Below are 25,706 nucleotides of genomic sequence, written 5' to 3' on the forward strand. Positions count from 1 at the left end.
CGGGCTGGCCGCTTGTCGCGGCACGGGAGCCATTTCAGGGGCACGCTGTCGGGCGCCGTTCACGTTCCACACGTGCCGATAGCCGAACGGAGACAGGGATGAGCGGTGACGGGCATGACGAGGGCGGGCAGGAGCAGCCGGGGGCGATGAGCGACAACGAAACGACGGTCCGCATCCACGACAGTATTGCCGCCATTCCCGCCGCCGCGTGGGATGCCTGCGCGGGTGACGCCAATCCCTTCGTCTCCCATGCCTTCCTGTCCATTCTCGAAGAATCGGGCAGCGTCGGGGAAGGCACGGGCTGGCAGCCGCTGCCGCTGGTGGTAGAGGATGCCGACGGCTCCATCGCCGCTGCCGCGCCTGTCTATGCCAAGTCGCACAGCCAGGGCGAATATGTCTTTGACCATGGCTGGGCCGATGCGTGGGAGCGGGCGGGCGGGCGCTATTATCCCAAAATCCAGATCGCGGCGCCCTTCTCCCCCGTCCCCGGCCCGCGCCTGCTGCTGCGCGATGCACAGGCCGCGCCCGCGCTGATCGCGGGGCTGGAGGCGGTGGTGCGTTCAAACGGCCTGTCGTCGGCCCATGCGACCTTCGTGGAGGAAGTGCAGATACCGTTGTTCGAGGCGGCGGGATGGCTGATCCGGCAGGACAGCCAGTTCCACTGGACCAATGACGGCTATGCCAGTTTCGACGATTTCCTTGCCCAGCTTTCCAGCCGCAAGCGCAAGGACATCCGCAAGGAGCGGGAGCGGGCCAATGAAGGGCTGGAGATCGTCCACCTGACCGGCGCTGAGATCGGCGAGGCGCATTGGGACGCCTTCTGGGATTTCTATCAGGATACCGGCGCGCGCAAATGGGGGCAGCCCTATCTGACGCGCAGCTTCTTCTCGCTGCTGGGCGAGCGGATGGGGGATCGGGTGATATTGATGCTGGCGATGCGCGGCGGCGTGCCGATTGCGGGCGCGCTCAACTTGGTCGGCGCGGATACGCTCTACGGGCGCTATTGGGGATGCAGCGAGGACGTGCCCTGCCTGCATTTCGAACTATGCTATTATCAGGCCATCGACGCGGCCATCGCGCGGGGCCTGTCCCGTGTCGAGGCGGGCGCGCAAGGATCGCACAAGCTGGCGCGGGGCTATCGGCCCGTGCCGACATGGTCCGCCCATTTCCTGCCCGATCCGGGCTTTCGGCGGGCGGTCGCCGATTTCCTGCGACGCGAGGGCGAGGCGGTCCGGCATGACCGCGACTATCTCGACGCGCGCGGTCCCTTTCGCAAGGGGGAGTAGGGGCGCGGGATCAGGCGGCGGCGCGGCGGTTCAGGGACAGCCATGCGCGGGCTTGGCGCTGCGCCTCGGCGATTTCGCGGGCGGTCATTTCTTCGGAGATTTCGGCGCGGCAGGCCTGGGCTTCTTCCGACCCGGCGACCGCGGACAGGTTGAACCATTTATGCGCTTCGATCAGGTCGATATCGACGCCGCTGACGCCGCAGCTATAGGCCACGCCCAGATCGTAAAGAGCCTGCATGTCACCACGTGCGGCATCGCGTAGTCGGCTCTCGATCAGAAACCGTGCACTTTGAATACTGTTACCCACGACAATTTCCTTCGTTCAGGCATGTCCCAGGCAGCAACAAAGCAGTGTGGATTTAAAACAAGGTTAACGGCGAATATCCGACCTTGGTCGATGTTTGTTGGGGAATGGCGTAATTCTGCGCCTTTCAGGGGTTAACGGCGATGTTGTCGATGAGACGAGTGGTGAAATCATTTGTCCGGTCCAGCCCGATTCTCGCCGCGGCCAGCAATCGCCCCGCACGATCGAGCGATTCGAGGGGTTGCAGAGTCGCCGTGTCACATAATGTAACATAGTCGATGCTGGTGAAACCCGCGTCCCGGATGGCGGCCCGCGCGGCGTCCAGGGCGGCCGCCACTGGCGCCCCGGCGCGGATCGCTTGTGCGGCATCGTTCAGCGCGCGCGGCAGGGCTAGGGCGGCGGCGCGTTCCGGCGCCGTCAGATAGGCGTTGCGGGAGGAGAGGGCGAGGCCGTCCGCCGCGCGCGCGGTCGGCACGCCGATGATCGTCGTGCGCAGGTTGAGGTCGATGACGAGGCGGCGGATCACCGCCAGTTGCTGATAATCCTTCTCCCCGAACAGGGCGACATCGGGCCGCACCTGTCCCAGCAGCTTGGATACCACCGTCGCCACCCCGTCGAAATGGCCGGGCCGCGCCGCACCGTCCAGAACCTCGCTGATGCCCGACAGGCTGACCGTGGTGGCGAAACCGGCGGGGTACATTTCCGGCACGGTCGGCGCCCAGAGAATGTCCACGCGCTCCGCCGCCAGCAGCGCGACGTCCGCCTCCTCCGTGCGGGGATAGGCGTCGAAATCCTCATTGGGGCCGAACTGGGTGGGATTGACGAAGATGGAGACGACCACCCGGTCCGCATGGCGGCGTCCTTCCCGGACCAGCGACATATGGCCGTCGTGCAGCGCGCCCATGGTCGGGACCAGCGCGACACGGTCCCCGGCGGTGCGGGTCACGTCCAGCGCGTCATAAAGTGTGGATAAGTCCCGGATGATTTGCACGCGCTTCATGGCTCCGTTAAGGCTCGCTGGAAGGGGGTTCTGGCGTCCGGCACGATGCCGGTCAAGACTGGCCTCCGCTCACTTTTCATGGTCCGCAGCAACTGGGGATGGACTTCATGGCCACTAACGCGGCACACTGCATCGTATTCGCCAACGAGAAGGGCGGCACCGGCAAGTCGACGACCTGCGTGCACACCGCCGTGGCGCTGACGGCGCAGGATCTGACAGTCGGCGTCATCGACCTGGATCATCGCCAGCGCACCGTGACCCGCTATCTCGATAACCGGACGGAGACGATGCGTCGCCGCGACATCAGCCTGCCGATCCCGGCCTATGAGGTGTTCGAGGGGACGGAGGTCGCCGCGCTCGACGCCGTGATCGAGCGGTTGCGGGAAACCTGCCAGGTCATCGTGATCGACACGCCGGGCCGCGACGATCCGCTGGCGCGCCACGCCGCGACGAAGGCGCACACGCTGGTCACGCCGATCAACGACAGCTTCGTCGACTTCGACCTGATCGGGCAGGTCGACCCGGAGAATTTCAAGGTCAAGCGGCTCAGCTTCTACGCCGAACTGATGTGGGAAACGCGCAAGACCCGCGCCAAGGCTGATGGCGTGTCCATCGACTGGGTCGTCCTGCGCAACCGCCTGCACCACATGGAGGCGCGCAACCAGAAGCGCGTGGGCGAGGCGCTGACCGAGCTGTCCAAGCGCGTCGGCTTTCGCGTCATTCCCGGCCTGTCGGAGCGGGTCATCTTCCGCGAACTCTTCCCGTCGGGCCTGACCCTGCTCGACAAGGGGCATCTGGGCGATCTGGGCATCAGCCATGTCGCCGCCCGGCAGGAACTGCGTGAGATGGTGGGCGGCCTCGCCCTGCCGTTCGGGCCGCGCGGGGCGCAGGAGCGGGCCGCGGCGGAGCGGAACGCCGCCTGAGCCATGGGCCTGCTTGCGCTTCTGGTTGGTGGCTGGCTGGGCTGGCTGGTCTGGCAAGGGCGCATTGCGCGGCCCAGTAACAGCCAGATCGCGGCGCTCGTCCTCGCCATCGCTGGTGGGGCGATCGCGGCGAAAGGGGCCATCATCCCCGGTGGCATGATGGCGGCGACCGGGCTGGCATGGCTGTCGCGCAAGCCGCGCAAGGCCAAGGCCCCCTCATCGGCCACACCCATTCCGGACGCGCAGGCGCGCGAAGCCCTGGCCGTGCTCGGCCTCTCCCCGGATGCGGACCGGGCCGCCGTGATCGACGCGCATCGCCGCCTGATCGCGCGCAACCATCCCGACGCCGGGGGCACGGAGGCGTTGGCGCGCAGCATCAACGCCGCGCGGGACACGCTGCTGGCGCGATTGCCGGTCACGGGGACGTCACCCGAATAGTCTTCTCCTTTACTCCGTGCGCGCGCCGCCGACCTTCCTCCATGCGGGAGCCATCATGTCCCACCAGTTCCATCCCACCGTGCTGCGCGACTATGATATTCGCGGCGTCGTGGGCGAGACATTGTCGGACCGGGATGCCCATGCCATCGGCCGCACCTTCGGTACGCTGGTGGCGCGGGCGGGGGGCAGCCGGGTCGCCGTGGGCTATGACGGGCGGCTCAGTTCGCCCCGGCTGGAGGCGGCGCTGGTCGAGGGGCTGAACGCATCGGGGATCCACGCCGTCCGTATCGGCCTCGGCCCGTCGCCGATGCTATATTATGCGGAAGCCGAGCTGGATGTGGAGGGCGGCATCCACATAACCGGCAGCCATAATCCCGCCGAGTATAATGGCTTCAAGATGGTGTTTCAGCACCACCCCTTTTTCGGCGAGGATATTCAGCGTCTGGCGCGCATGGCAGCGGCGGGCGACTGGGTGGAGGCGGTTTCGCGGGGGCAGGGCGGTGCACCTGCGGGCAGCGAGACGGTCGCCATTATCGACCGCTATGTCGCCCGGCTGATGCAGGGGTTCGACGGCCAGCCCTTCCGCATCGGCTGGGACGCGGGCAATGGCGCGGCCGGTCCCGTGGTGGAGAAGCTCGTCCAGTTGCTGCCGGGTGAGCATCATACGCTGTTCACCGATGTCGACGGCCATTTCCCGCATCATCATCCCGATCCTACCGAGGAGCGGAATCTGGCTGACCTGCGCGCGCTTGTCGCGGAAAAGACACTCGATTTCGGAGTGGCTTTCGACGGCGACGGCGACCGGATCGGCGTTGTCGACGGCACGGGCCGCGTGGTGTGGGGGGACCAGTTGCTCGCCATCCTGGCCGGGCCGGTGCTCAAAGACCTGCCCGGAGCCACGATTATCGCGGATGTGAAGGCCAGCCAGTCGCTGTTCGACCGGGTGGCCGAACTGGGCGGGGCGCCGCTGATGTGGAAGAGCGGCCACAGCCATATGAAGTCCAAAATGAAGGAAACAGGCAGTCCGCTCGCCGGGGAGATGAGCGGCCACATCTTCTTCGGCCATGATTTCTATGGCTTCGATGATGCGCTCTATGCCGCCGTCCGCCTGATTCGCGCGGCCAGCGGGGTGGCGGGCGGTGTCACGGCGCTGCGCGACGCCATGCCCGCGATGATAAACACGCCGGAACTGCGCTTTCCGGTGGAGCAGAGCCGCAAGTTCGCGGTGATCGAGGAGGTGCTGGCGCGGCTGCGCGCGGCGGGGGCGGTGGTCAACGCCATCGACGGTGCGCGCGTCACCACGGCGGACGGGTGGTGGTTGCTGCGCGCATCCAACACGCAGGAGATGCTGGTCGCCCGTGCGGAGGCGCGCGACCCGGCCGGGCTGGCGCGGCTGCTGCACCAGATTGATTCGCAACTGGCCGAATCGGGGGCCTCGCGCGGCGGCGGTCTGGTGCATTGATCGGCGGGGGTGCCGCAATTTTGTCATCCCTCCGTAACCCTATGGAAACTGCGAATTTTGGGACGGTTGCAAAAACTGCAATCGAGGCGGCCCAATTCGCAGTTGCAAGATTTCATGCTGCAGCGCAAAAGGAACGGGCCTTTCAGGCATCCTCTCCTAAAACTCGTAAGGGCCGCCACTTCATTGAGGCGGCCTTTTTTTTGTCTGGCGAAGGCGCATGTCCCGCCTGAAATGGGGAAGGGGCATGAAACTGCCCGGCGTGGCGCGCGGATCAACCTGCCGCCGGGATCGCCCACCGCCCCGTGCCGCAGGGGCAAAGGCTTATGGCTGCATTGCAGCGGTTTTCCCGCTTTTCCGCGCCGTCGCCTACCATTGTGCCATGCAGGAAACGCAACCCTCCGCCCGTCCTGGTCCCGGCCATTGCGGAACGGTGACAGTCATCCTAGGGACGGGCCATGTCTCAGACCTCTTCCGATACGCTCAAGATCGCATCCTGGAACATCAACAGCGTCCGCGCCCGGATCGACATCGTCGAACGCTTCCTGACGGAAAGCGCGCCGGACATCCTGTGCCTTCAGGAAACGAAGGTGATGAACGATATCTTCCCGGACAGCATGTTCCGGCGGCTGGGCTATAACCATATCATCCTGCACGGCCAGCGCATGCACCATGGCGTCGCCATCGTCAGCAAGGTGCCGATCACTGAGGACGACCGGCTCGACTGGCAGGCCAATGGCGAGGCGCGGCATGTCGGCGTGCGGCTCGACAACGGCTTGCGGCTGGAGAATGTCTATGTGCCCGCCGGCGGGGACGAGCCGGACCGGACGATCAACCCCAAGTTCGGGCAGAAACTGGATTTCTACGAGCGGATGATCGAATGGTCGGCCAAGCTGACCGTTCCCACCCTGCTGGTCGGGGACTTCAACGTCGCGCCGCTGGAGTGCGATGTGTGGAGCCACAAGGCGCTCATCAACGTGGTCAGCCATACGCCCGTCGAGGTCGAGTTGCTGGCGCGGTTGCAGGCGGCGCATGACTGGGTGGATCTGGGCCGCAAGTTCGTGCCCGCGCCGGAGCGGCTCTATACCTGGTGGAGCTATCGCGCGAAGGACTGGCTGGCGTCGGATCGCGGTCGCCGCCTCGACCATATGTGGGCCAGCCCGGCGGTCGCGGAGAAGGCGACGGCCCATTATGTGCTGGAGGGATGCCGCAGCTGGGACAAGCCGTCCGACCATGCCCCCCTCATCACCGAGTTCCGCTTTTGAGCGAGTCGCGCGCCGCTGCCCGTGCCATTGACGCGCTGCGGCGTGGCTGGGCGGTGCGCGTGCGCGGCGGCGATGCACAGGCGCTGCTGATCCTGCCGGTGGAGGGCGTCGGCACAGTCGATCTGGCCACCTTCGATCCGGCGGGTGTCGCGCCGCTGCTGCTGTCGGGCGCGCGGGCGGCGACGCTGAAGCTGGTCAACCAGCGCGACGCCGCCGACCCGGAGCATGGCGTGCTGGTCGAGCGGCCCGTCCCGCTCAACGCCAGTGCGGAGGCGTCGCTGGCCCTCGCCATGGCCACCGCCGATCCGGTGCGCGACCTGATGACCCCGCTCAAGGGACCATATCACGCCCTGCCGCTGGCCCATCCTGACCTCGCTGCCGCCGCGCTGCGTCTGGCCCGCCATGCGGGACTGCTCCCGGCCTTCTTCGTTGGGGCCGATGATGGCGTGGACGCGACCGAGGTGAGTGTCGAGGCCGTGGACGCCTATGAGGACAGTGGTCGCCTCGTCATCGCGGCCCGTGCGCTCCTGCCGGTGGAGGTGGATACGCGCGCGGAGATCGTCGCCTTTCGCTCCGTCGAAGACCCGCGCGAGCATGTCGCCCTGATTTTGGGCACGCCGGACGAAACGCCGCCCGTCGTACGCCTGCACAGCGAATGTCTGACCGGCGACGTGCTGGGCAGCCTGAAATGCGATTGCGGGCCGCAACTCCATGCGGCCCTGCACGAGATCGCCGGTTCGCGCTGGGGCGTCCTCCTCTACCTGCGGCAGGAGGGGCGGGGGATCGGCCTCATCAACAAGCTGCGCGCCTACCAGTTGCAGGATCAGGGATTCGACACGGTCGACGCCAATGTGCGGCTGGGCTTTCCCATCGACGCGCGTGATTTCTCGGTCGCGTCGCGGATGCTCAGCCTGCTGGGCATCCCGGCGGTGCGCCTGCTCACCAACAACCCGGCAAAGGTTGCGCGCCTCGCCGCGGAGGGCATAGAGGTGATCGAGCGGGTACCCCATGCGGTGGACGCCAACCCCCATAATGAACGCTATCTCGCCACCAAGCGGGACCGCACCGGCCACCAGCTCTGACGATGGCGGACGGCGTGATCCGGGTCGATACGGCGGCGGGCACGGTGACGCTGGATGGCCTGACCCTGCCCTGCACCATCGGCAAGGGTGGCGTGAAGGCGGCGGCGGACAAGCGGGAGGGTGATGGCGCGACCCCGCTGGGCACATGGCCGATCCGCACCGTGCTGCTGCGCCCGGACCGGGTTGTTTCGGCGCTGGCGCCCGCTGTGCCGTGGCGCTGGATCAGGCCGGGGGACGGCTGGTCGGACGATGGCGCGGACCCGGCCTACAACCGGCCGGTGTCGCTGCCCCATGGACCCTCCCATGAGCGTCTGTGGCGGGACGATCAGGCCTATGACGTGATTATCGTCCTCGGCCATAATGACGCGCCGCCGGTGCCGGGGCTGGGGAGCGCAATCTTCTTCCACCAATGGGTGCCGGGCGCGGATGGCCAGCCCAAGCCTACCGAGGGCTGCATCGCCGTGTCGCCGGAATCGATGCGGGCGGTGTTGCCGCTGTTGCGGGTCGGGATGGTGGTGGAAATTATCTGAACGGGACGGACGGCATGTCCCCGCCCCTAATGTACCGGCCTCATTCCATCGCGATCCGCGCCAGTTCCTCCGCCTCGATCAGCAGGCTGTCCTCCGCCTCGCCCTGCGCCACATGCTCCCGGCCGATCATGATGAGCAGCGGCACGGCCAGCGGGCTGACACGGGGCAGGTCGACATGCAGCAGGGTCTCCGCCGCCCGGTCGATCAGGTCGCCCAGCCGTCCCACGTCGGTCATCCGCGCCCGCGCGTCGGCCCATGCGGCCTTCAGCAGCAGATGGTCCGGCTCATACCGGCGCAGCACATCATAGATCAGGTCGGTGGAGAAGCTCACCTGCCGTCCGGTCTTCTTCTTGCCCGGCTGGTGCCGCTCGATCAGGCCGCTGATGACCGCCACGTCGCGAAAGGCGCGTTTCAGCAGGCTCGAACTCTCCACCCATTCGATGAACTCATGGTCCAAAATGTCGGCGGAAAAGAGCGCGGCCGGGTCCGTCACCGGCTTCAGCCCATAGACCGCCAGCGCATAGTCGTTGGAGACGAAGCCGGTCGGCATCAGCCCCAGATGCTCCATCCGCCGGGTCAGCAACATGCCCAGCGACTGATGCGCGTTCCACCCCTCGAAGCTGTAGATGACCATATGGTGCAGCCGGTCGTGCGGGAATGTCTCGACCAGCAACTGGTCCGGGCGGGGGAGGCGGGAGCGCAGTTGCTGCATGTCCAGCCACTCATGCACATCCTTGGGAAAGCGGTGCCAGTCCTGCGGCGACGCCAGAAGCCGCCGCACCCGGTTGGCGAGGTTGGTGGACATGGCCATGCGGGTGCCGCCCCAGCTGGGGATGCGCGCGGACTTGCTCGACGCCCGCACGATCAGGTCGCTCTCGCTCTGCCGCACCACCTCCAGCGAGGTGCCGGCGAAGAAGAAGCTGTCGCCCGGCGCCAGGGTAGCGGCGAATCCCTCCTCCACCGTCCCCAGCTTGCGCCCGTTGGCAAAGCGGATGTCGAGCGCGGGCTGGTCCACGATGATGCCTGCGTTCAGCCGATGCTGGCTCGCGAATTTGGGGTGGGAAAGGCGCCATGTCCCGTCCGGCAACTCCGTCAGCCGCTGGAACCGGTCATAGACGCGCAGCGCATAGCCGCCGTTGGCGATGAAGCGCAGTTGCGCGTCCAGCCCCTCCGCATCCAGATCCGCATAGGGGGTGGCGCTGCGGATTTCCGCCAGCAGCGCGGCGGGGTCCAGCGGTTCGGCGCAGGCCATCGCCATGATATGCTGGGCCAGCACGTCGCGCGCGCCGGGGCGGAAATTGTCGGCATCCCGCGCGCCTTCCTCCACCGCGTCCAGCGCCGCCTGCGCCTCCAGATATTCGAAGCGGTTGCCGGGGATGATGAGGGCGCGGCTCGATTCGTCCAGCCGGTGGTTGGCGCGGCCGATCCGCTGCAACAGGCGCGACGACCCCTTGGGCGCGCCCATCTGGATCACGCAGTCCACGTCGCCCCAGTCGATGCCGAGGTCGAGGCTGGCCGTGGCGACGAGGCCGCGCAGCCGCCCGTCCGCCATCGCCGCCTCCACCTTGCGCCGGGCATCGCGGCTCAGGCTGCCATGATGGATGCCGACGGGCAGATTCTCGTCATTGGCGGACCAGATTTCCTGAAAGGTCAGCTCGGCCAGGCTGCGCGTGTTGCAAAAGACCAGGGTCAGGCGGTTGCGCCGTATCTCCTCCATCACCTGCCCGGCGGCATAGACGCCCGAATGGCCGGACCAGGGCACGCGCCCTTCCGGGGCCAGGATGCGCAGGTCTGGCGGCGCGCCCGGCTCGCCCTCCACCAGCGTCACATCCTCGATGTGGCCCTCGGGAGCCAGCCAGCGGCGATAGGCGTCGGCGTCCGCCACGGTGGCGGAGAGGGCAACGCGGCGCAGCCCCGGATTGATCGCCTGCAACCGCGCCATGCTCAGCGCCAGCAGGTCGCCGCGTTTTTCGGAGGCAAAGGCATGCACCTCGTCGACGATGATCGTCTGGAGCGTGGCGAAGAAGGTGAAGCTGTCAGGATAGGACAGCAGCAACGAGAGGGATTCGGGCGTGGTCAGCAGAATCTGCGGCGGCTTTGCCCGCTGCCGCGCCCTGCGGTCCGACGGGGTGTCGCCGGTGCGCGTCTCGATGCGGATGGGCAGGCCCATCTCCTCGACCGGGGTCAGCAGGTTGCGCTGCACGTCCACCGCCAGCGCCTTCAGGGGCGAGACATAAAGGCTGTGCAACCCCTCGCGCGGATGGTTCGCCAGATCGACGATGCTGGGGAGGAACCCCGCCAGCGTCTTGCCCGCGCCGGTGGGGGCGACCAGCAGCGCATGGCGGCCTGCCTCCGCCGCCACCAGCATCCCGGCCTGATGCGTCCGCACGCGCCACGCACGGGCGGCGAACCAGTCGGCGACGGGGGTGGGGAGCGGCGATGGGTTCACGGATGGGGATATAGGGGGCGTGTTCGGGACGCCCAAGCCCGGTGCAGCGCGTCCACAAAGGCCTCCCTGTCTATCGTCACCTCGGATCAAGTCGGAAACTGTACCCTATGAAAATGTAACCGCCTTCCGTTCGTCCTGAGCTTGTCGAACCGAAGGGCGGGCGAAGCCCAACGACCGTTCTTGCCCTTCAATGTGGCTTCAAGAGTGAAGTACAGCCCTTCGACATTCAAGGATTCACCCGCTTTCCTTCGACGTTGGCGGCAGCGGATCATCGCCCTGCCGACAGAATCGGGCCATAACTCAGGAACAGGAAAAAGCGGAACCCCGGATCACTTCCGGGGTGACGCCAGCACTGCCGCTGGACATTATCCGACCTTGCCGCAGACTTCCTTTGATGCCCGCCTCAATGCCCGAAAATCAGCCACAGGATGATGATGACGGGGATCGGCACGCCGACCAGCCACAATAACAAACCCTTGCCCATCATCCGTCTCCTCGTTGTGCAACCTGCCTGAATCAGACGTTTCGGACGCGCCATGGTTCCGTGGGCGCACGGGCCGTTGCCCTTTGGGCGTTCAGGCCCTAAATCGCGCGCCATGACTCACCCCGCGCCCCAGCCGCTGATCTTTGCCATCCCCAAGGGCCGTATCCTCGAAGAGGCGCTGCCGTTGCTCGCCAAGGCCGGGATCGAGCCGGAGGCGGAATTCCATGCCAAGAGCAGCCGTGCCCTGAAATTCGCGACCAATGTGCCGGGCCTGTCGATCATCCGCGTGCGCGCCTTCGACGTCGCGACCTTCGTCGCGCATGGCGCGGCGCAGATCGGCATCGTCGGGTCGGACGTGATCGCGGAGTTCGATTATTCGGAACTCTACGCGCCCGTCGACCTTGGCATCGGCTATTGCCGCCTGTCGGTCGCGGAGCCGGTCGGGCTGGACGCGGAGGATCAGGCCGGGCTGAGCCATGTGCGCGTCGCTACCAAATATCCCCACCTCACCCGCCAATATTATGAGGCGCAGGGGGTTCAGGCGGAGTGCGTGAAGCTGAACGGCGCGATGGAATTGGCCCCGTCGCTGGGTCTCTCGCGGCGGATCGTGGACCTTGTTTCGTCCGGCGCGACGCTGAAGGCTAACGGGCTGGTCGAGACGGCGCGGATCATGGAGATCACCTCCCGCCTCGTCGTCAACCGGGCGGCGATGAAGATGCGCGCCGCCGAACTGGTGCCGCTGGTCGAACGCTTCCGCACCGCCGTGGAGACGAGCGATGCCGCTTAGGCTCGACGCGCGCGACGCGGATTTCGCGACCGCCTTCGATGCGCTGGTCAACGCCCGGCGGGAAAGCGACTCGGACGTCGCCGACACGGTGCGCGGCATCATCCAGCGCATCCGGGCGGACGGTGACACCGCGCTCGCCGACTTCACGCAGCGGTTCGACCGTCATGACCTCGACACCACCGGCTGGCAGGTGACGCAGGCGGAGCGCAACGCGGCGCTGGCGGGGTTGGAGCCGGAATTGCGCGCCGCGCTGGAACTGGCCGCCGACCGCATCGCCACCTATCATGAGAAGCAGCGGCCGCAGGACAGCGACACGACCGACAGCGCGGGCGTCCGCCTCGGTGCGCGCTGGGGTGCGGTGGATGCGGCGGGCCTCTACGTCCCCGGCGGCAATGCGGCCTATCCGTCCAGCGTGCTGATGAACGCCATCCCGGCGAAGGTTGCGGGCGTCGGGCGCATCGCCATGGTCACGCCGACGCCGGACGGCGTCGTCAATCCCCTCGTCCTCGCGGCGGCGGAGATTGCGGGCGTCGCGGAAATCTGGCGCGTCGGCGGGGCGCAGGCGATTGCCGCGCTCGCCTATGGCACCGGGCGGCTCGCCCCCGTGGATGTCATCGTCGGCCCCGGAAACGCCTGGGTGGCGGAGGCCAAGCGCCAGCTCTACGGCGTCGTCGGCATCGACATGGTCGCCGGCCCGTCGGAGATCGTCGTGGTCGCGGACGGACTGAACGACCCGCAATGGACCGCCGCCGACCTGCTGAGCCAGGCGGAGCATGACCCGACCAGCCAGTCCATCCTCATCACCGACGATGCCGCCTTTGCCGATGCCGTCGCGGCGGCGGTGGAGGCGCAACTGGACGTCCTCGCCACCGGCGCGCGCGCGCGGCTGAGCTGGCAGGATTTTGGCGCGATCATCGTGGTGGCCGACCTGATGGATTCGCTGCCGCTGGTCGACCGTCTCGCACCGGAGCATCTGGAGATTGCGACGGCGGACCCGGAACCGATCTTCCGGAAAGTGCGTCATGCGGGGTCGGTGTTCCTCGGCCGGATGACGCCGGAGGCGGTGGGCGATTATGTCGCCGGGCCGAACCATGTGCTGCCCACCGGGCGGCGCGCCCGCTTCTCGTCCGGCCTGTCCGTGCTGGACTTCATGAAGCGCACCAGCTTCCTCTCGCTGGACGAGGCGGCGATCGCGGCCATCGGCCCGGCGGCGGTGGCGCTGGCCCGCGCCGAAGGGTTGCCCGCCCATGCGGAGAGCGTGGCGCGGCGGCTGCGGCTCAACCAGTAACCCTGCCCATCGTCCTTGCGAGCGTAGCGCAACAATCCAGAGGGCAGTGCCGTGGATTGCTGCGCTACGCTCGCAAGGACGGATGCCTCTATTCCAATCCGACCGATACGTCCTTCGACAAGCTTCGCCCGAACGGGTAAGGATATGACCATGACCGAACGCGCCAAGACCCGATCCGCCGCCCGCCTCGCTGCCGTGCAGGCCCTGTACCAGAAGGAGATGGAGGGTACGCCGCTGCCCCTGCTCCTGAATGAGTTTCACCAGCACCGGCTGGGCGCGACCATCGAGGACGTGACCTACGCCCCCGCCGAAATCCCCTTCTTCGACGATGTGGTGAAGGGCGTGGACGCGCGGCTGGCGGAGATTGACGCGCTGATCGTCGCGCGCCTCGCCAAGGGCTGGTCGCTTGAGAGGCTGGACAAGCCGATGCGCCAGATCCTGCGCGCGGGCACCTATGAGCTGCTGGCCCGCGTCGATGTGCCCACCGGCACCGTCATCAGCGAATATGTCGATGTCGCCCACGCCTTCTACGACAAGCGCGAGTCGGGCTTCGTCAACGGGCTGCTCGACGCGCTGGCCAAGGTGGTGCGCGCCTGACCGGCGGGTGGACCATGGGGGCGACGGCGCCATGAGCCGCGAAAGCGCCTTCATCGACCGCTTGCGTGGCTTTGCCACCCATCCCGCCGCGCGCGGGCTGGCTGACGATGCGGCCGTGCTGCCCCGGCCGGGCGGTGACATCGTCCTGACGCACGACATGCTGGTGGAGGGTGTCCATTACCTGCCCGATGACACGCCCGTCGATGTGGCGTGGAAACTGCTGGCGGTGAACCTTTCCGATCTTGCCGCCAAGGGCGCCGCGCCGCTGGGCGTGCTGCTCGGCTATGCGATGACCGACGATGCGGACTGGGACGCGGCGTTCGCGGCTGGCCTTGGCGCGGCGGCGGCGGCTCTGGGTGTGCCCATTTTGGGCGGCGATACCGTCCGCCTGCCCTCCGGTGCGCCGCGCACGCTGGGCCTCACCGCACTGGGCGCAGCGCCCGCCACCGGCGCGCCGTCGCGGTCCGGCGCACGGGCGGGGGACAGCCTCTGGGTGTCGGGCAGCATCGGGGACTCCGCGCTGGGCCTCACCATGCGGCAGGCGGCGACAGATCGGGCGGCGGCAGGACAGGCAGTGGCTGGGCAGGGAGCGACGGCGCGCGATCCCGCGCTGCTGCTGCGCTATGCCCGTCCTACCCCGCGCCTGACGCTGGGGCAGGGGCTTGCGGCGGCGGTCAGCGCCATGGCCGATGTGTCGGACGGCCTGCTGATCGACGCAGGGCGCATGGCGCTGGCCAGCGGCTGTGCGATCCATGTCGATCTGGACGCGGTGCCGCTGTCCGCCGCCTTTGTCGCGGTGCGGGGTGCGGATGGCGACGCCCGCCTCTTTGCGGCGACCGGGGGCGACGATTATGAACTGCTGTTCGCCGCGCGGGAGGACGCCGCCGACACCATCCTGTCCGCCGCATGGGCGGCGGGGGTGCCTGTCACGCCGGTCGGGCGGTGCACGACCGGGGCCGGATTGCACCTGACCGCCGGGGGGCTGCCGCTGCCGCTGCCGGATCGGCTGGGGTGGCTGCACGATTAAGGGATGAGCTATGGCCTTCGGAATCGCGGCCTCACCGCTCGCCCTTCCCATTCGGCACCCATTCCGCCCGCTGTAACACGCCCACTCCGGCCCGCGTGAGCCACACCCGAAACAGCTTGACGCCAACCCGCCCGCCGATAGTCTCCCCGGCACCGCGCGGAGTGCGTCCCATGGCGCCGTGCGACACAAAAATGGGGGAGAGTGATAGTCATGACATTGGTGTATATCGCCATAGGCTGCGGCGTGCTTGCCGTGCTCTATGGGCTAGTGACCAGTCGACAAGTGCTCAGCGCATCGCCTGGCAATGACAAGATGCAGGAAATCGCCGCCGCCATTCAGGAGGGGGCAAAGGCCTATCTCGGCCGCCAGTACCGCACCATCGCCATCGTCGGCGTGGTTGTGGCCATCATTCTGTTCCTGACGCTCGGCACGCTGTCGACCGTCTCCTTCCTCATCGGCGCGATCCTGTCCGGCGTGGCGGGCTATGTCGGCATGCACATCAGCGTGCGCGCCAATGTCCGCACGGCGGAGGCCGCGCGCACCAGCCTCCAGGGCGGGCTGACCCTCGCCTTCCGCTCCGGCGCGATCACTGGCATGTTGGTGGCGGGCCTCGGCCTGCTCTCCATCGCGGGGCTGTTCTGGTATCTGACCGGCCCGGCCGGGCTGCTGCCGAATGATCGTTCCATCGTCGCCGCACTGACCGCGCTGGCGTTCGGCGCATCGCTCATCTCCATCTTCGCGCGTCTGGGTGGTGGTATCTTTACCAAGGCGGCGGACGTCGGCGCCGACCTCGTCGGCAAGGTGGAGGCGGGCATACCGGAGGACGACCCGCGCAACCCCGCCGTCATCGCGGACAATGTGGGCGACAATGTCGGCGACTGCGCGGGCATGGCCGCCGACCTGTTCGAAACCTATGTCGTGACGATCGGCCTGACCATGGTGTCCATCGCGCTGCTGGTGCAGACCTCCTCCACCGAACTGATGGCGCTGATGTCGCTGCCGCTGGTGCTGGGCGGGGTGTGTATCGTCACCTCGATCATCGGCACCTATTTCGTGCGGCTCGGCAAGTCGAACAACATCATGGGCGCGCTGTACAAGGGGTTCTGGACCACCGTCATCCTGTCCGCCATCGCGAGCTGGTTCGTCACCGCCCATGTGTTCGGCGGGAATATGGAAAGCGTCATCGGCGCGAATCTCGACGGCACCGGCGGCTATACGGGCCGGGGGCTGTTCTATTGCATGCTCATCGGGCTGGCGGTCACCGGCCTGCTGGTGTGGATCACCGAATATTACACCGGCACCAATTATCGCCCGGTGAAGTCCATCGCAAAGGCCAGCGTGACCGGTCATGGCACCAACGTCATCCAGGGTCTGGCGATCAGCCTGGAATCGACCGCGCTGCCCACCTTGGTCATCGTCGTCGCGGTGGTCGCGACCTTCCAGATCGCCGGGATCATCGGCGTGGCTTTTGCGGCCACGTCGCTGCTGTCGGTGGCGGGCATGGTCGTGGCGCTGGACGCCTATGGCCCGGTGACGGACAATGCGGGTGGCATCGCCGAAATGGCGGGCCTGCCCGATGATGTGCGTCAGCGCACCGACGCGCTGGACGCGGTGGGCAACACCACCAAGGCCGTGACCAAGGGTTATGCCATCGGATCGGCGGCGCTGGCGGCGTTGGTGCTGTTCGGCGCCTACACCACCGACCTCAAGGAATATTTCCCCAGCCTGGAGGTCGATTTCACGCTGGGCAATCCGTTCGTCATCGTCGGGCTGCTGCTCGGCGCGCTGTTGCCCTATCTGTTCGGGGCGTTCGGCATGACGGCGGTGGGCCGCGCGGCGGGCGCTGTCGTGGAGGATGTGCGCGACCAGTTCCGCACGAACAGCGGCATCATGGCGGGCACGTCGAAACCCGACTATGCCCGCACCGTCGACATCGTGACCAAGGCGGCGATCAAGGAGATGATCGTGCCCAGCCTGTTGCCCGTGCTGTCACCCATCGCGGTCTATTACATCGTCACCTGGGTGGCGGGGCAGGCGCAGGGGTTTGCGGCGCTCGGCTCCATGCTGCTCGGCGTCATCGTCTCCGGCCTGTTCGTGGCCATTTCGATGACCAGCGGCGGCGGCGCATGGGACAATGCCAAGAAATATATCGAAGACGGCCATCATGGCGGCAAGGGGTCGGAGGCGCACAAGGCCGCCGTGACCGGCGACACGGTGGGCGACCCCTATAAGGACACCGCAGGCCCGGCGGTGAACCCGATGATAAAAATCACGAACATCGTGGCGCTGCTTCTGCTCGCCGCGCTGGCGCATGGCGGGGTATAGAATAAAAGGGGTGGAACCCGCCCAATAACCGGCCGAAGAGGCCCAATAAGGACCAGATAGTGGGAGAGGATCCGTCCGGTGGCGACATCGGACGGATTTTTATTGCGCTGGATTTCTATCGAGTCCGGCCTTTATGGAGGCCGGATTTTACGGGCGCATGCGGCCTCCCGTCACCACAGAACGCCATCCTTGTCCGGTCCCAGCGGCGGGGGTGCGACATCGCCGATGCTCTGGAGCAGGTCGATCTCGATCGTCCGGCACATGGCGCACAGCGGCAGGTCGTGCGGCGTGTTGGCGAAGGGATCGACCAGATCGTCGCCGATGGCCAGCACCGCCAGGAACATCAGCCCCGCCACGGTCGAGCCGAGCGGCGTGGCGAGGCCCAGCGTCTCCACCAGACCGATGGGCAGCATGATGCACAGCAGATGGGTGAACAGGGTGGGGAAGAAGCGATATTGGATGGGCAGGGGCGTGTTCTTCAGCCGTTCCATTCCGCCCTGCGCGTTGGCGATGTCGACCAGAACGCCCTCCATCGCCGCTTGCTGGATGGTGTCGATCCACCCGCGCCTGCGCGCCTCGTCGATGCGGCGGCTGGTGCCGTCGAGGATGCCGTTGGCGGCGTTGGTGCGGGCCAGCGCCAGATCGGCATCGCCCTTCGTCAGAAAGCGCAGCACCTCCGCATCCGGGCTTTGCCGCCGCAACTGGCAGCGCAGGGCGTTCACATAGGCGACCTGCCGCAGGACGATGGACCGCTTCATCTCCCGCGCGTCCTCCGGCAGGAAGTTGCGGGCCTGCCGCGCGATATTGCGGCTGGCGTTGATCATCAGGCCCCACAGCCCCCGCCCCTCCCACCAGCGTTGATAGGCGGAATTGCTGCGAAAGCCGAGGAACAGCGCCAGCGCCGACCCAAACAGCGTGAGGGGCAGCGACGGCGCGGTGAACGGCATCGCATAGTAGGTGATGGTGACGATCACATCCCAGACGAAGAGCAGCGCCAGCGGCTTCCATACCTCCCGGATGATCTGCTTCAGGCCAGGGGTCGCGGTGACGATCATGGGTGCGGGGTTACCTCAGTCAGGGATGGCGGGGGCAGGGCTGGCAGGACGCAAGGGATGATGGCGCCTGTCGTAACGCTTCATAACCCTAATTGGTGTCGTGCGCTTCCCCTGTGTGACGTCCGGTATGCGCGCGCGCGATATGACTGGCGGACGGGCGATTGGCGGAAGCGTTGTCGTGCGGATGGGCGTGGGACGCGTTCGACATGGCGGCGGCGGTGCCGGACACCGGGCGCAGGCTGAACCATTCCGGCCGGTCGATGGCGATCAGATAAGCCAGCATCGCGAGGCCGAAAGACAGGAGCATCAGCGAGCCGGCCAGCTTCTCCATCCGCGCCCGGTTTTCCTGCTGCGTCCTGTGGTCCTGATTCTCAGGGCGTTTCATCAAGCGATTTCCTCATCGTCGTGGAAGACCACCAAGGTAAGAGCGCGCCGCATGTCTCCGCATGAGCGCCGTGTGAAATTTTATTGCTGCGACGCAGCATGACGGTGGGCTGTGGTGTCCAAGCGATAAATGGCAATTTTCAGCCAAAAAATGTCACCAATTGGGCGATGGACGGAAATCCATTCGCTCTTGCGGTAACATTTCGACGGGTGTGGCCGCTCGCCGGAACGGAATAGCCTCCCCGCTGACCCGCCCCCTTGGCATTTCCCCTGCGGCCAACATGGCCTATAGCGCGCCCATGTCGTCGCTATCGCCTCTTGGTTCCCTGTCCCGCCGTCTTGCCGCGCTCGATGCGCGCAGCCGTCGCCGTATATTGGCCCCGCGCGCAGGCGTGGATTTCGCCTCCAACGATTATCTCGGCCTCGCCAGCGACCCCGCCATCGCCGCCGCCATTGCGGATGCCGCCGCGCGCGGTGTCCCGGCGGGGGCGGGCGGATCGCGCCTGTTGCGTGGCAACGCCCCAGAGCATGAGGCGCTGGAGGAAAAGGCGGCCCGTTTCTTCGGCGCGGAGTCGGCGCTGTTCTTCTCCAGCGGCTTTGCCGCCAATGCGGCGCTGCTCGCCACCCTGCCGCAGCCGGGCGACCTGATCGTCGCGGACGAACTGATCCACGCCAGCGTGCATGAGGGCATACGCCTGACCCGCGCCGCCCATGTGCTGGCCGCGCATAATGATGCCGCCGCGGTGGAGGACGCCATCACCGGCTGGCGCGCGGGCGGCGGCACCGGCACGGTCTGGATCGCGATAGAAAGCGTCTATTCCATGGACGGCGACATCGCGCCGCTGGCCGATCTGGTCGCCGTCGTGGATCGCCATGGCGCGGTGCTGATCGTGGACGAGGCGCATGGCACCGGCATCATGGGAGCGGGCGGACGGGGCCTCAGCGCACCCTATGAGGGCCGCGAGAATATCATCGCCCTGCACACCTGTGGCAAGGCGATGGGGGTGGAGGGTGCGCTCGTCACCGGCGCGGCCATCGTGAAGGACTATCTGGTCAACCGGGCGCGCGGCTTCATCTTTTCCACCGCGCCCTCGCCCCTGATCGCCGTCGCGGTGGGTACGGCCATCGACCGGATCGCGGCGGCGGACGACCGGCGCGCCGCGCTCGACGATCTGCGCGCCCATGCGGGCCGGGCGATCTGCGTGCCGCTGGGCCTTGCCGCGCCGGTTAGCCCGATCCTGCCGATCATCCTGGGCACCGACCGTCGCGCGATGGCGGTGGCGGCGGATTTGCAGGCGGCGGGCTTCGACATTCGCGGCATCCGCCCGCCCACGGTTCCGGCGGGGACGGCGCGGTTGCGCATCACCCTGACGCTCAACATCACCGCCGCCGACATCGACGCGCTGGCCCCCGCGCTGACGGCGGCGCTGGCGGCAAATTCGGGGGCGGCGCATCCGGGGACCGCGCATCCGGGTGTGGCGGCATGAGCGGCGGCGCGCTGATCGTCACCGGCACCGACACCGGCATCGGCAAGACGGTGGTCGCGGCGGGCCTCGCCGCCGCGCTGGACGCCACCTACTGGAAACCCATTCAGGCGGGCACGGACGAGGGCACCGACAGCCTGAGCGTGGCGGAACTGGCGGACCTGCCGCCCGGCCGCATCCTGCCCGAAGCCTATCGGCTGAAACTCGCCGCCTCGCCCCATCTGGCGGCGGAGGTGGAGAGGCTGGCGCTCGACCCGCTGCGACTCGTCCTGCCCAGCCCGCGCCCGCTGGTGGTGGAGGGGGCGGGCGGTGTGCTGGTCCCCGTGCGCCGCGACCCGCCGCTGTTCATGGCCGACCTATTCGCGGCCTGGCGTGCGCCGGTGCTGCTGGTCGCCCGGTCCGGTCTGGGCACGATCAACCACAGTTTGTTGAGCATTGCCGCCCTGCGTGAGCGGGGCGCGACGGTCGCCGGGATCGTCATGGTGGGCGATCCGCATCCTGACAATGAACGCACCGTGCCCGCCCTGTCCGGCGTGCCGTTGCTGGGCCGCCTGCCGCACCTCGACCCGCTCGACCGGGCCAGCCTGTCGGCGGCCGTCGCGCGCTCTATCGACCTCGCCGCGATCCGGGCGGTGATGGCATGACCGGCTCTCCCGTCTGGCATCCCTTCACCCAGCATGGCCTTCAGGAACCGATCCCGCAGGTCATTTCCGCATCCGGCGCGCATATCCATTGCGCGGACGGCCGCACGCTGCTGGACGGCATATCGAGCTGGTGGGTCATCACCCATGGCCATTGCGAGCCGCGCATCGCCGCCGCCATTGCGGATCAGGCGGGGCGGCTCGACCAGCTCATCTTCGCCGGATACACTCACGCCCCCGCCGAGCAACTGGCGCGCAGCCTCGTCCGGCTGACCCCGACGGGCCTGACCCGCGTCTTCTACTCCGACAGCGGATCGACGGCGGTCGAGGTGGCGCTGAAAATGGCGCTGGGCCACTGGCACAACCGGGGCGAGCCGCGCCATCGCATCGTCGTGATGGAGCACAGCTATCATGGCGACACCATCGGCACCATGTCGGTGGGGGAGCGAGGCGCGTTCAACCGCGCCTATGCCCCCCTGTTGTTCGATGTGGCGACGGTGCCCTTCCCGCTGGCGGGGCAGGAGCAGGCGACGCTCGACGCGCTGGAGCGTCTGTGCGCGGGGCCGGAAAAGCCCGCCGCCTTCATCGTGGAGCCGCTGGTGCTGGGGTCGGGCGGGATGCTCTTCTACGGCCCGCACCTGCTGGCGGAGATGGTGCGGATCTGCCGCGCGCATGACGTGCTGTTCATCGCGGACGAGGTGATGACCGGCTGGGGCCGCACCGGCGGGCTCTTTGCCTTCGATCAGGTGGACGTCAGTCCCGACATCCTGTGTCTGGCAAAGGGGCTGACTGGCGGGGCCATCCCGCTCGCCGTCACCATGGCCAGCGACCGCATCTTCGACTCGCATTACAGCCCCGACCGGGCGGACATGTTCTTCCACTCGTCCAGCTTCACCGCCAATCCCATCGCCTGCGCCGCGGCCAACGCCAATATCGCGATCTGGGACGAAGGGGGCGTGACCGACCGCATCGACGCGCTGGGCGCGGCGCTCGATGCGGGACTGGCCCGTCTCTCCCGCGACTCGCGCTTTGCGAATCCGCGCCGGATGGGCGCCATCGCCGCCGTCGACCTGATCGTCCCGGATGCGGGCTATCTCTCCACCGTGGCCCCCCGCCTGCGCGCGCATTTTCTGGAGCATGGCCTGTTGCTGCGCCCGCTGGGCAACACCATCTATGCGATGCCGCCCTATTGCACGACCGCCGCGCAGGTGGACCATATCTTTGCAACCATCGGCGAGGCCGCGGGGATCGTCGCCGGCTAGTCTGGGCTGGACCGTCTGGTGGGCGATCGCGCCGTCAAAACGCCGATTTGCCGCTTCTTCTTCCCTTATCGCGTTTTTGGCGCTATGCGCCGCGCAATTGTCATCAATCGGAATATTATGGCCAAAGAAGAACTTCTCGAAATGCGTGGACAGGTGGTTGAACTGCTGCCCAACGCCATGTTCCGCGTCCGCCTGGAAAACGACCATGAAATATTGGGTCATACGGCGGGCAAGATGCGTAAGAACCGCATCCGCGTGCTGGTGGGTGATGAGGTGCTGGTCGAACTGACCCCCTATGACCTGACCAAGGGCCGCATCACCTACCGCTATATGCCCGGACGTGGCGGACCGGGACCGGCCTGAGCGCCGACCCGATGAGTCAGTCTGACGGTGTCGGCCCCGCGCCTGCGGGGCGGCGCCTTATCCTTGCGTCCGCGTCTCCGCGCCGCCGGGATCTCCTTGCCCAGATCGGCGTCACACCGGACGCCATCGACCCGGCCGACATCGACGAGACGCCCCGCAAGGCCGAGCTTCCCGCCGTCTATGCCGCGCGCATCGCGGCGGAGAAGGCGGCGGTCGTCGCCGCGCGCCATCCCGGCGCCGCGATCCTGTCCGGCGATACGGTTGTCGCGGTCGGTCGCCGCATCCTGCCCAAGGCGGAGGATGAGGCGACGGCCCGTGCCTGCCTGAAGCTGCTGTCGGGTCGCCGCCACCGCGTGCTGAGCGCGGTGACGCTGGTCGACGCGGCGGGCATCGCCCGGCACCGCCTCTCCACCAGCATCGTGCTGTTCAAGCAACTCCACCCTGCCGAGATCGACGCCTATGCCGCGACTGGCGAATGGCATGGCAAGGCGGGCGGCTATGCCATCCAGGGACGGGCCGCCAGCCTGATCCTGTGGATGTCCGGCAGCCCCTCCGGCGTGATCGGCCTGCCCCTTTATGAAACCCGCGCCTTGTTGGCCGCCGCAGGACTGATCCATGGCTGAAGATTTCTCCATCCAGCAACAATGGCTTTACGAGGATGGCGTGGGCGAGGCGCGCGCCGCGCTCGTCGCCCATGGCAAGATATTGGAAGCGCAGATCGAACGCACGGTGGGCAATGCCCGCGCGGGCGCGATCGTGCAGGGCCGCCTTGTCGAGACGATTGTTCCCCGCAAGCGCGGCATCGCGCGGCTGGACGGCGGCGAGGAAGTGCTGATCGAACCCATCCCGCCCAAGGTGGCGGAAGGGTCCGTCGTGCTGGTCGAGATTTTCCGCGAGGCGATCCCGGAACATGGCCTGGGCGGCGTTCGCATGAAACGCGCCACCGGGCGCATCGCCGCCGGCGGGTCGAAGCCGACGCCTGCGCCGACACTGCTGGAGCGTATTCAGGCGACCGGCATCCCCGGCCGCACCTGCCAGCCGCACGAGCCGGACTGGTTCGAGGAGCATGGCTGGTCCGAACTGCTCAGCGAGGCGATGACCGGCGAGGTCGTGCTGGAGGATGCCGCGCTGCGTATCTTCCCCACGCCCGCCATGACGCTGATCGACGTGGACGGCATCGCGCCGCCCGCGCAGCTCGGCCCCAAGGGCGCGAAATTGTCCGCGCAGGCGATTCGCCGCATGGGCATCACCGGCTCCATCGGCATCGACCTGCCGACCATGAACAACAAGGACGAGCGGCTGATCGCCGCCGCGCAGATCGACAAATATCTGTCCCAGCCGTTCGAGCGCACCGCGGTCAACGGCTTCGGTTTCGTCCAGATCATTCGTCGGCGGGAGCGCCAGTCGCTGATCGAGCTGCTGCGCGGCGACCCGGTGCTGGCCGGTGCGCTGGCCGCGCTGCGCATCGCGGAACGGCATGGCAATGGGGCAGGGGCCGTGACCCTGACCGTCGCTCCGCCGGTCGCGGGCCTCATCAAGAAGACGCCGGACTGGAAGGCGCTGCTGGAGCGGCGGCGCGGCGGCACGCTGACGGTGGTGGCGGACGCCGCCCTGCCGCTAGAGGCGAGCCATGCCGCATAAGCGCCATTGTCCCTTGTGCGCCAATCCCATCGACCCGGAATTTCGCCCCTTTTGCAGCCGGGGCTGCCGCGACCGCGACCTGCTCTCCTGGTTCGGCGAGCAATATCGCACGCCCGGCCGCCCGACCGACGAGGAAGCGGATTCCCTGCCTGCATCGGGCAATGATGATTAATTGACGCATTTGGGCTGGACAGGGGCTTAAACCCGCGACTATAGGCAGCGCTCCTCATCGCGAGGCGGTCCAGCCGTTCCGGTCAAGGCCCGTGCCCGAGTAGCTCAGTTGGTAGAGCATGCGACTGAAAATCGCAGTGTCGGCGGTTCGACTCCGTCCTCGGGCACCACTTGTTCTCCTCAGGACGATCCAGAAAAATCCAGGCCATCTCGCAAGAATGGCGGATTTGCGCGGGTTTTTAACCCAGTGCGTGTCAGGACGTCCAGTTGCATCTCGCAACCTTTTAAGGCGAAACATGGTAGCTATTTTCCGGGGTACCCCAGAGGAGTTACCCTATGCTGTCTGCGATGAAAGTGAACAACGCGAAGCCTGCCGAGCGTCCCTATAAAATCCTCGACGCGCGTGGCCTTTATATGATCATCATGCCCAACGGCGCGCGCTACTGGCGGGTCAATTACCGCTTCCAGAAAAAGCAGCGAACCCGTCGGCGGGCGTCTATCCCGACGTTTCACTGGCGCTCGCCCGTGAAAGACGCGACGAGATAAGGCGAATCCTTGCCACCGGCATGGACCCGTCGAGCAAGCGCAAGGTCGAGGCGGCCGAGGCATGCTTGCTTCAGACCGGCACGGTGGAACAGATCGCCGAGGAATATCTCGAGCGATTGAAGCTTCAAGGCCGGGCCGAAAAGGCGATCGAGAAGAACCGCTGGTTGCTGGAATATGTGCGGCCAACGCTCGGGCAGCGGATGATGCGGGACATATCGGCGCCCGAGATCCTGGAAGTCCTGCGCAAAGTCGAAGTCAGGGGGCGCCACGAGACAGCGAATCGGCTGCGCGGAACACTCAGCACTCTTTTCCGCTATGCCATCGCCACAGGCCGCGCTCAGCACGATCCTGCCAGTGATTTGCGTGGCGCGCTGATCACGCCCAAGGTCAAGCATAGGGCTGCGATTATCGGCGTCGAAAGCCTGAGGTGGCAAACTGCAAGTTTGCAGAAAAGTGGTGACCAAGGCCGGCCGCGTTTAGTGTGCTATTCCCAATTTGGATACTACGGCGGCGATAGCGGCGATGCACTATGGACGCTCTGAACCGCGTTTGGGAGGCTGCCTGACCAACATCCAAGGTCGATTTAAGGAAGAGGATGTAGGCAGTGATAGTATATATTGAGTATCTCAAATAGTTTCATTATATTCCACATTGTTGATGATGGAACCGAACCGCCGAAATAAAAATATGTTGGCGGTACGTATTGATGGTAATGATTTTCACAAGTTAATTATTGTAATTTAATATCAAATATTTGCGATAAATACTGTTTCCGTCCCCAGCACCACTTTCCTACCAATCTCTGGGAATGTCGCAAAGCCCGCACAACTCTGGCTTTTGTGCTGCCCTGCCCCGTCGGCACAGGGCCAGCCTGAGCAGCGCCTGACACCTTCCCCCTCATCGAAACGCCCGCAA

26 protein-coding genes, 1 tRNA gene and 1 pseudogene are annotated in these 25,706 nt (G+C 66.7%); 22 read left to right on the top strand and 6 right to left on the bottom strand.

The annotated features are described in order from the left end of the window. The first annotated feature begins 146 nt into the window (after positions 1 to 146). Positions 147 to 1,286 carry a GNAT family N-acetyltransferase gene (locus tag LWE61_RS02995; RefSeq protein ID WP_234148599.1) on the top strand — a complete coding sequence of 380 codons (1,140 nt, stop codon included), beginning with the start codon at positions 147 to 149 and terminating at the stop codon, positions 1,284 to 1,286. Positions 1,287 to 1,296: 10 nt separating this feature from the next. Here the strand turns inward: LWE61_RS02995 and LWE61_RS03000 are convergent, their stop codons facing one another. Together LWE61_RS03000 and panC are read right to left on the bottom strand one after the other, a co-directional pair. Then, entirely contained in the window at positions 1,297 to 1,593 is a 297-nt protein-coding gene (locus LWE61_RS03000) for an SEL1-like repeat protein (RefSeq protein WP_234148512.1), read from the bottom strand. A gap of 124 nt (positions 1,594 to 1,717) precedes the next feature. Beyond that, complete coding sequence (gene panC / locus LWE61_RS03005; RefSeq protein ID WP_234148513.1) at positions 1,718 to 2,581, bottom strand: pantoate--beta-alanine ligase; 864 nt, start codon at positions 2,579 to 2,581, stop codon at positions 1,718 to 1,720. A gap of 116 nt (positions 2,582 to 2,697) precedes the next feature. On the opposite strand from panC, the gene LWE61_RS03010 reads away from it, so the two are divergent. The 6 genes from LWE61_RS03010 (at position 2,698) to LWE61_RS03035 (ending at position 8,287) form a co-directional block, all read left to right on the top strand. After that, a complete protein-coding gene (locus tag LWE61_RS03010) occupies positions 2,698 to 3,513 on the top strand; it encodes a division plane positioning ATPase MipZ (protein ID WP_234148514.1) in 816 nt (271 codons plus the stop codon). Between the two features lie 3 nt (positions 3,514 to 3,516). Continuing rightward, positions 3,517 to 3,951 (top strand): J domain-containing protein, encoded by a 435-nt coding sequence (locus LWE61_RS03015; RefSeq protein ID WP_234148515.1) that lies wholly within the window; start codon positions 3,517 to 3,519, stop codon positions 3,949 to 3,951. A 55-nt stretch (positions 3,952 to 4,006) separates the two neighbouring features. Further along, positions 4,007 to 5,413, top strand: a complete 1,407-nt coding sequence (pgmG, locus tag LWE61_RS03020) for a phosphoglucomutase/phosphomannomutase PgmG (RefSeq protein WP_234148516.1) — start codon at positions 4,007 to 4,009, stop codon at positions 5,411 to 5,413. Positions 5,414 to 5,868: 455 nt separating this feature from the next. After that, a complete protein-coding gene (locus LWE61_RS03025; RefSeq protein ID WP_234148517.1) occupies positions 5,869 to 6,675 on the top strand; it encodes an exodeoxyribonuclease III in 807 nt (268 codons plus the stop codon). Continuing rightward, positions 6,672 to 7,757, top strand: coding sequence for a GTP cyclohydrolase II (gene ribA, locus LWE61_RS03030; protein ID WP_234148518.1), 1,086 nt, complete (start codon positions 6,672 to 6,674; stop codon positions 7,755 to 7,757). Before LWE61_RS03025 ends, ribA begins: the two co-directional genes overlap by 4 nt. 2 nt (positions 7,758 to 7,759) lie before the next feature. Further along, a complete protein-coding gene (locus LWE61_RS03035) occupies positions 7,760 to 8,287 on the top strand; it encodes a L,D-transpeptidase family protein (RefSeq protein WP_234148519.1) in 528 nt (175 codons plus the stop codon). 40 nt (positions 8,288 to 8,327) lie between these two features. Here LWE61_RS03035 and LWE61_RS03040 read toward each other — a convergent pair whose 3' ends face one another. Together LWE61_RS03040 and LWE61_RS03045 are read right to left on the bottom strand one after the other, a co-directional pair. Next, the gene (locus LWE61_RS03040) at positions 8,328 to 10,736 is read right to left on the bottom strand and encodes a ligase-associated DNA damage response DEXH box helicase (protein WP_326490595.1); all 2,409 of its coding nucleotides are present in this window, start codon (positions 10,734 to 10,736) and stop codon (positions 8,328 to 8,330) included. Positions 10,737 to 11,139: 403 nt separating this feature from the next. Then, positions 11,140 to 11,334 (bottom strand): ABC transporter permease, encoded by a 195-nt coding sequence (locus LWE61_RS03045; protein WP_234148520.1) that lies wholly within the window; start codon positions 11,332 to 11,334, stop codon positions 11,140 to 11,142. Between LWE61_RS03045 and hisG the strand changes: the two genes are divergently transcribed. From hisG to LWE61_RS03070, 5 genes are all read left to right on the top strand, one after another. After that, positions 11,333 to 12,007, top strand: coding sequence for an ATP phosphoribosyltransferase (gene hisG, locus LWE61_RS03050; RefSeq protein WP_234148521.1), 675 nt, complete (start codon positions 11,333 to 11,335; stop codon positions 12,005 to 12,007). The two genes, LWE61_RS03045 and hisG, sit on opposite strands and share 2 nt — an antisense overlap. Continuing rightward, complete coding sequence (gene hisD, locus LWE61_RS03055) at positions 11,997 to 13,295, top strand: histidinol dehydrogenase (RefSeq protein WP_234148522.1); 1,299 nt, start codon at positions 11,997 to 11,999, stop codon at positions 13,293 to 13,295. The genes hisG and hisD overlap by 11 nt, the downstream gene beginning before the upstream one ends. A gap of 150 nt (positions 13,296 to 13,445) precedes the next feature. After that, a complete protein-coding gene (gene nusB, locus LWE61_RS03060) occupies positions 13,446 to 13,892 on the top strand; it encodes a transcription antitermination factor NusB (protein ID WP_234148523.1) in 447 nt (148 codons plus the stop codon). A gap of 31 nt (positions 13,893 to 13,923) precedes the next feature. Next, positions 13,924 to 14,919 (top strand): thiamine-phosphate kinase, encoded by a 996-nt coding sequence (gene thiL, locus LWE61_RS03065; protein WP_234148524.1) that lies wholly within the window; start codon positions 13,924 to 13,926, stop codon positions 14,917 to 14,919. A 210-nt stretch (positions 14,920 to 15,129) separates the two neighbouring features. Beyond that, a complete protein-coding gene (locus tag LWE61_RS03070; protein WP_234148525.1) occupies positions 15,130 to 17,244 on the top strand; it encodes a sodium-translocating pyrophosphatase in 2,115 nt (704 codons plus the stop codon). Positions 17,245 to 17,414: 170 nt separating this feature from the next. On the opposite strand, the gene LWE61_RS03075 is transcribed toward LWE61_RS03070, so the two are convergent. Both LWE61_RS03075 and LWE61_RS03080 read right to left on the bottom strand, forming a co-directional pair. Continuing rightward, positions 17,415 to 18,299, bottom strand: coding sequence for a bestrophin family protein (locus LWE61_RS03075; protein ID WP_234148526.1), 885 nt, complete (start codon positions 18,297 to 18,299; stop codon positions 17,415 to 17,417). An 88-nt stretch (positions 18,300 to 18,387) separates the two neighbouring features. Continuing rightward, entirely contained in the window at positions 18,388 to 18,684 is a 297-nt protein-coding gene (locus tag LWE61_RS03080; protein WP_234148527.1) for a hypothetical protein, read from the bottom strand. Between the two features lie 280 nt (positions 18,685 to 18,964). Here LWE61_RS03080 and LWE61_RS03085 point away from each other — a divergent pair, with 280 nt between their 5' ends. The 10 genes and pseudogenes from LWE61_RS03085 (at position 18,965) to LWE61_RS03130 (ending at position 25,333) form a co-directional block, all read left to right on the top strand. Beyond that, positions 18,965 to 20,170: an 8-amino-7-oxononanoate synthase gene (locus tag LWE61_RS03085; protein WP_407696179.1), complete on the top strand. Its 1,206-nt coding sequence runs from the start codon at positions 18,965 to 18,967 to the stop codon at positions 20,168 to 20,170. Continuing rightward, complete coding sequence (gene bioD / locus LWE61_RS03090) at positions 20,167 to 20,811, top strand: dethiobiotin synthase (protein WP_234148528.1); 645 nt, start codon at positions 20,167 to 20,169, stop codon at positions 20,809 to 20,811. Before LWE61_RS03085 ends, bioD begins: the two co-directional genes overlap by 4 nt. Then, entirely contained in the window at positions 20,808 to 22,070 is a 1,263-nt protein-coding gene (locus tag LWE61_RS03095) for an adenosylmethionine--8-amino-7-oxononanoate transaminase (protein ID WP_234148529.1), read from the top strand. Before bioD ends, LWE61_RS03095 begins: the two co-directional genes overlap by 4 nt. 117 nt (positions 22,071 to 22,187) lie before the next feature. Continuing rightward, positions 22,188 to 22,433 carry a translation initiation factor IF-1 gene (infA, locus tag LWE61_RS03100; RefSeq protein ID WP_234148602.1) on the top strand — a complete coding sequence of 82 codons (246 nt, stop codon included), beginning with the start codon at positions 22,188 to 22,190 and terminating at the stop codon, positions 22,431 to 22,433. An 11-nt stretch (positions 22,434 to 22,444) separates the two neighbouring features. After that, entirely contained in the window at positions 22,445 to 23,056 is a 612-nt protein-coding gene (locus LWE61_RS03105) for a Maf family protein (protein ID WP_234148530.1), read from the top strand. Beyond that, a complete protein-coding gene (locus LWE61_RS03110; RefSeq protein ID WP_234148531.1) occupies positions 23,049 to 24,074 on the top strand; it encodes a ribonuclease in 1,026 nt (341 codons plus the stop codon). The genes LWE61_RS03105 and LWE61_RS03110 overlap by 8 nt, the downstream gene beginning before the upstream one ends. Next, entirely contained in the window at positions 24,064 to 24,246 is a 183-nt protein-coding gene (locus tag LWE61_RS03115; protein ID WP_234148532.1) for a DNA gyrase inhibitor YacG, read from the top strand. Before LWE61_RS03110 ends, LWE61_RS03115 begins: the two co-directional genes overlap by 11 nt. A gap of 93 nt (positions 24,247 to 24,339) precedes the next feature. Continuing rightward, a tRNA-Phe gene (locus LWE61_RS03120) sits at positions 24,340 to 24,415 on the top strand. 178 nt (positions 24,416 to 24,593) lie between these two features. Beyond that, positions 24,594 to 24,775: pseudogene (locus LWE61_RS03125) on the top strand (Arm DNA-binding domain-containing protein); the annotation flags it as partial. A 36-nt stretch (positions 24,776 to 24,811) separates the two neighbouring features. After that, positions 24,812 to 25,333: a tyrosine-type recombinase/integrase gene (locus tag LWE61_RS03130; protein ID WP_234148534.1), complete on the top strand. Its 522-nt coding sequence runs from the start codon at positions 24,812 to 24,814 to the stop codon at positions 25,331 to 25,333. Positions 25,334 to 25,706: the final 373 nt, after the last annotated feature.

The sequence above is a fragment of the Sphingobium sufflavum genome, from assembly GCF_021403115.1.
Classification (GTDB): domain Bacteria; phylum Pseudomonadota; class Alphaproteobacteria; order Sphingomonadales; family Sphingomonadaceae; genus Sphingobium; species Sphingobium sufflavum.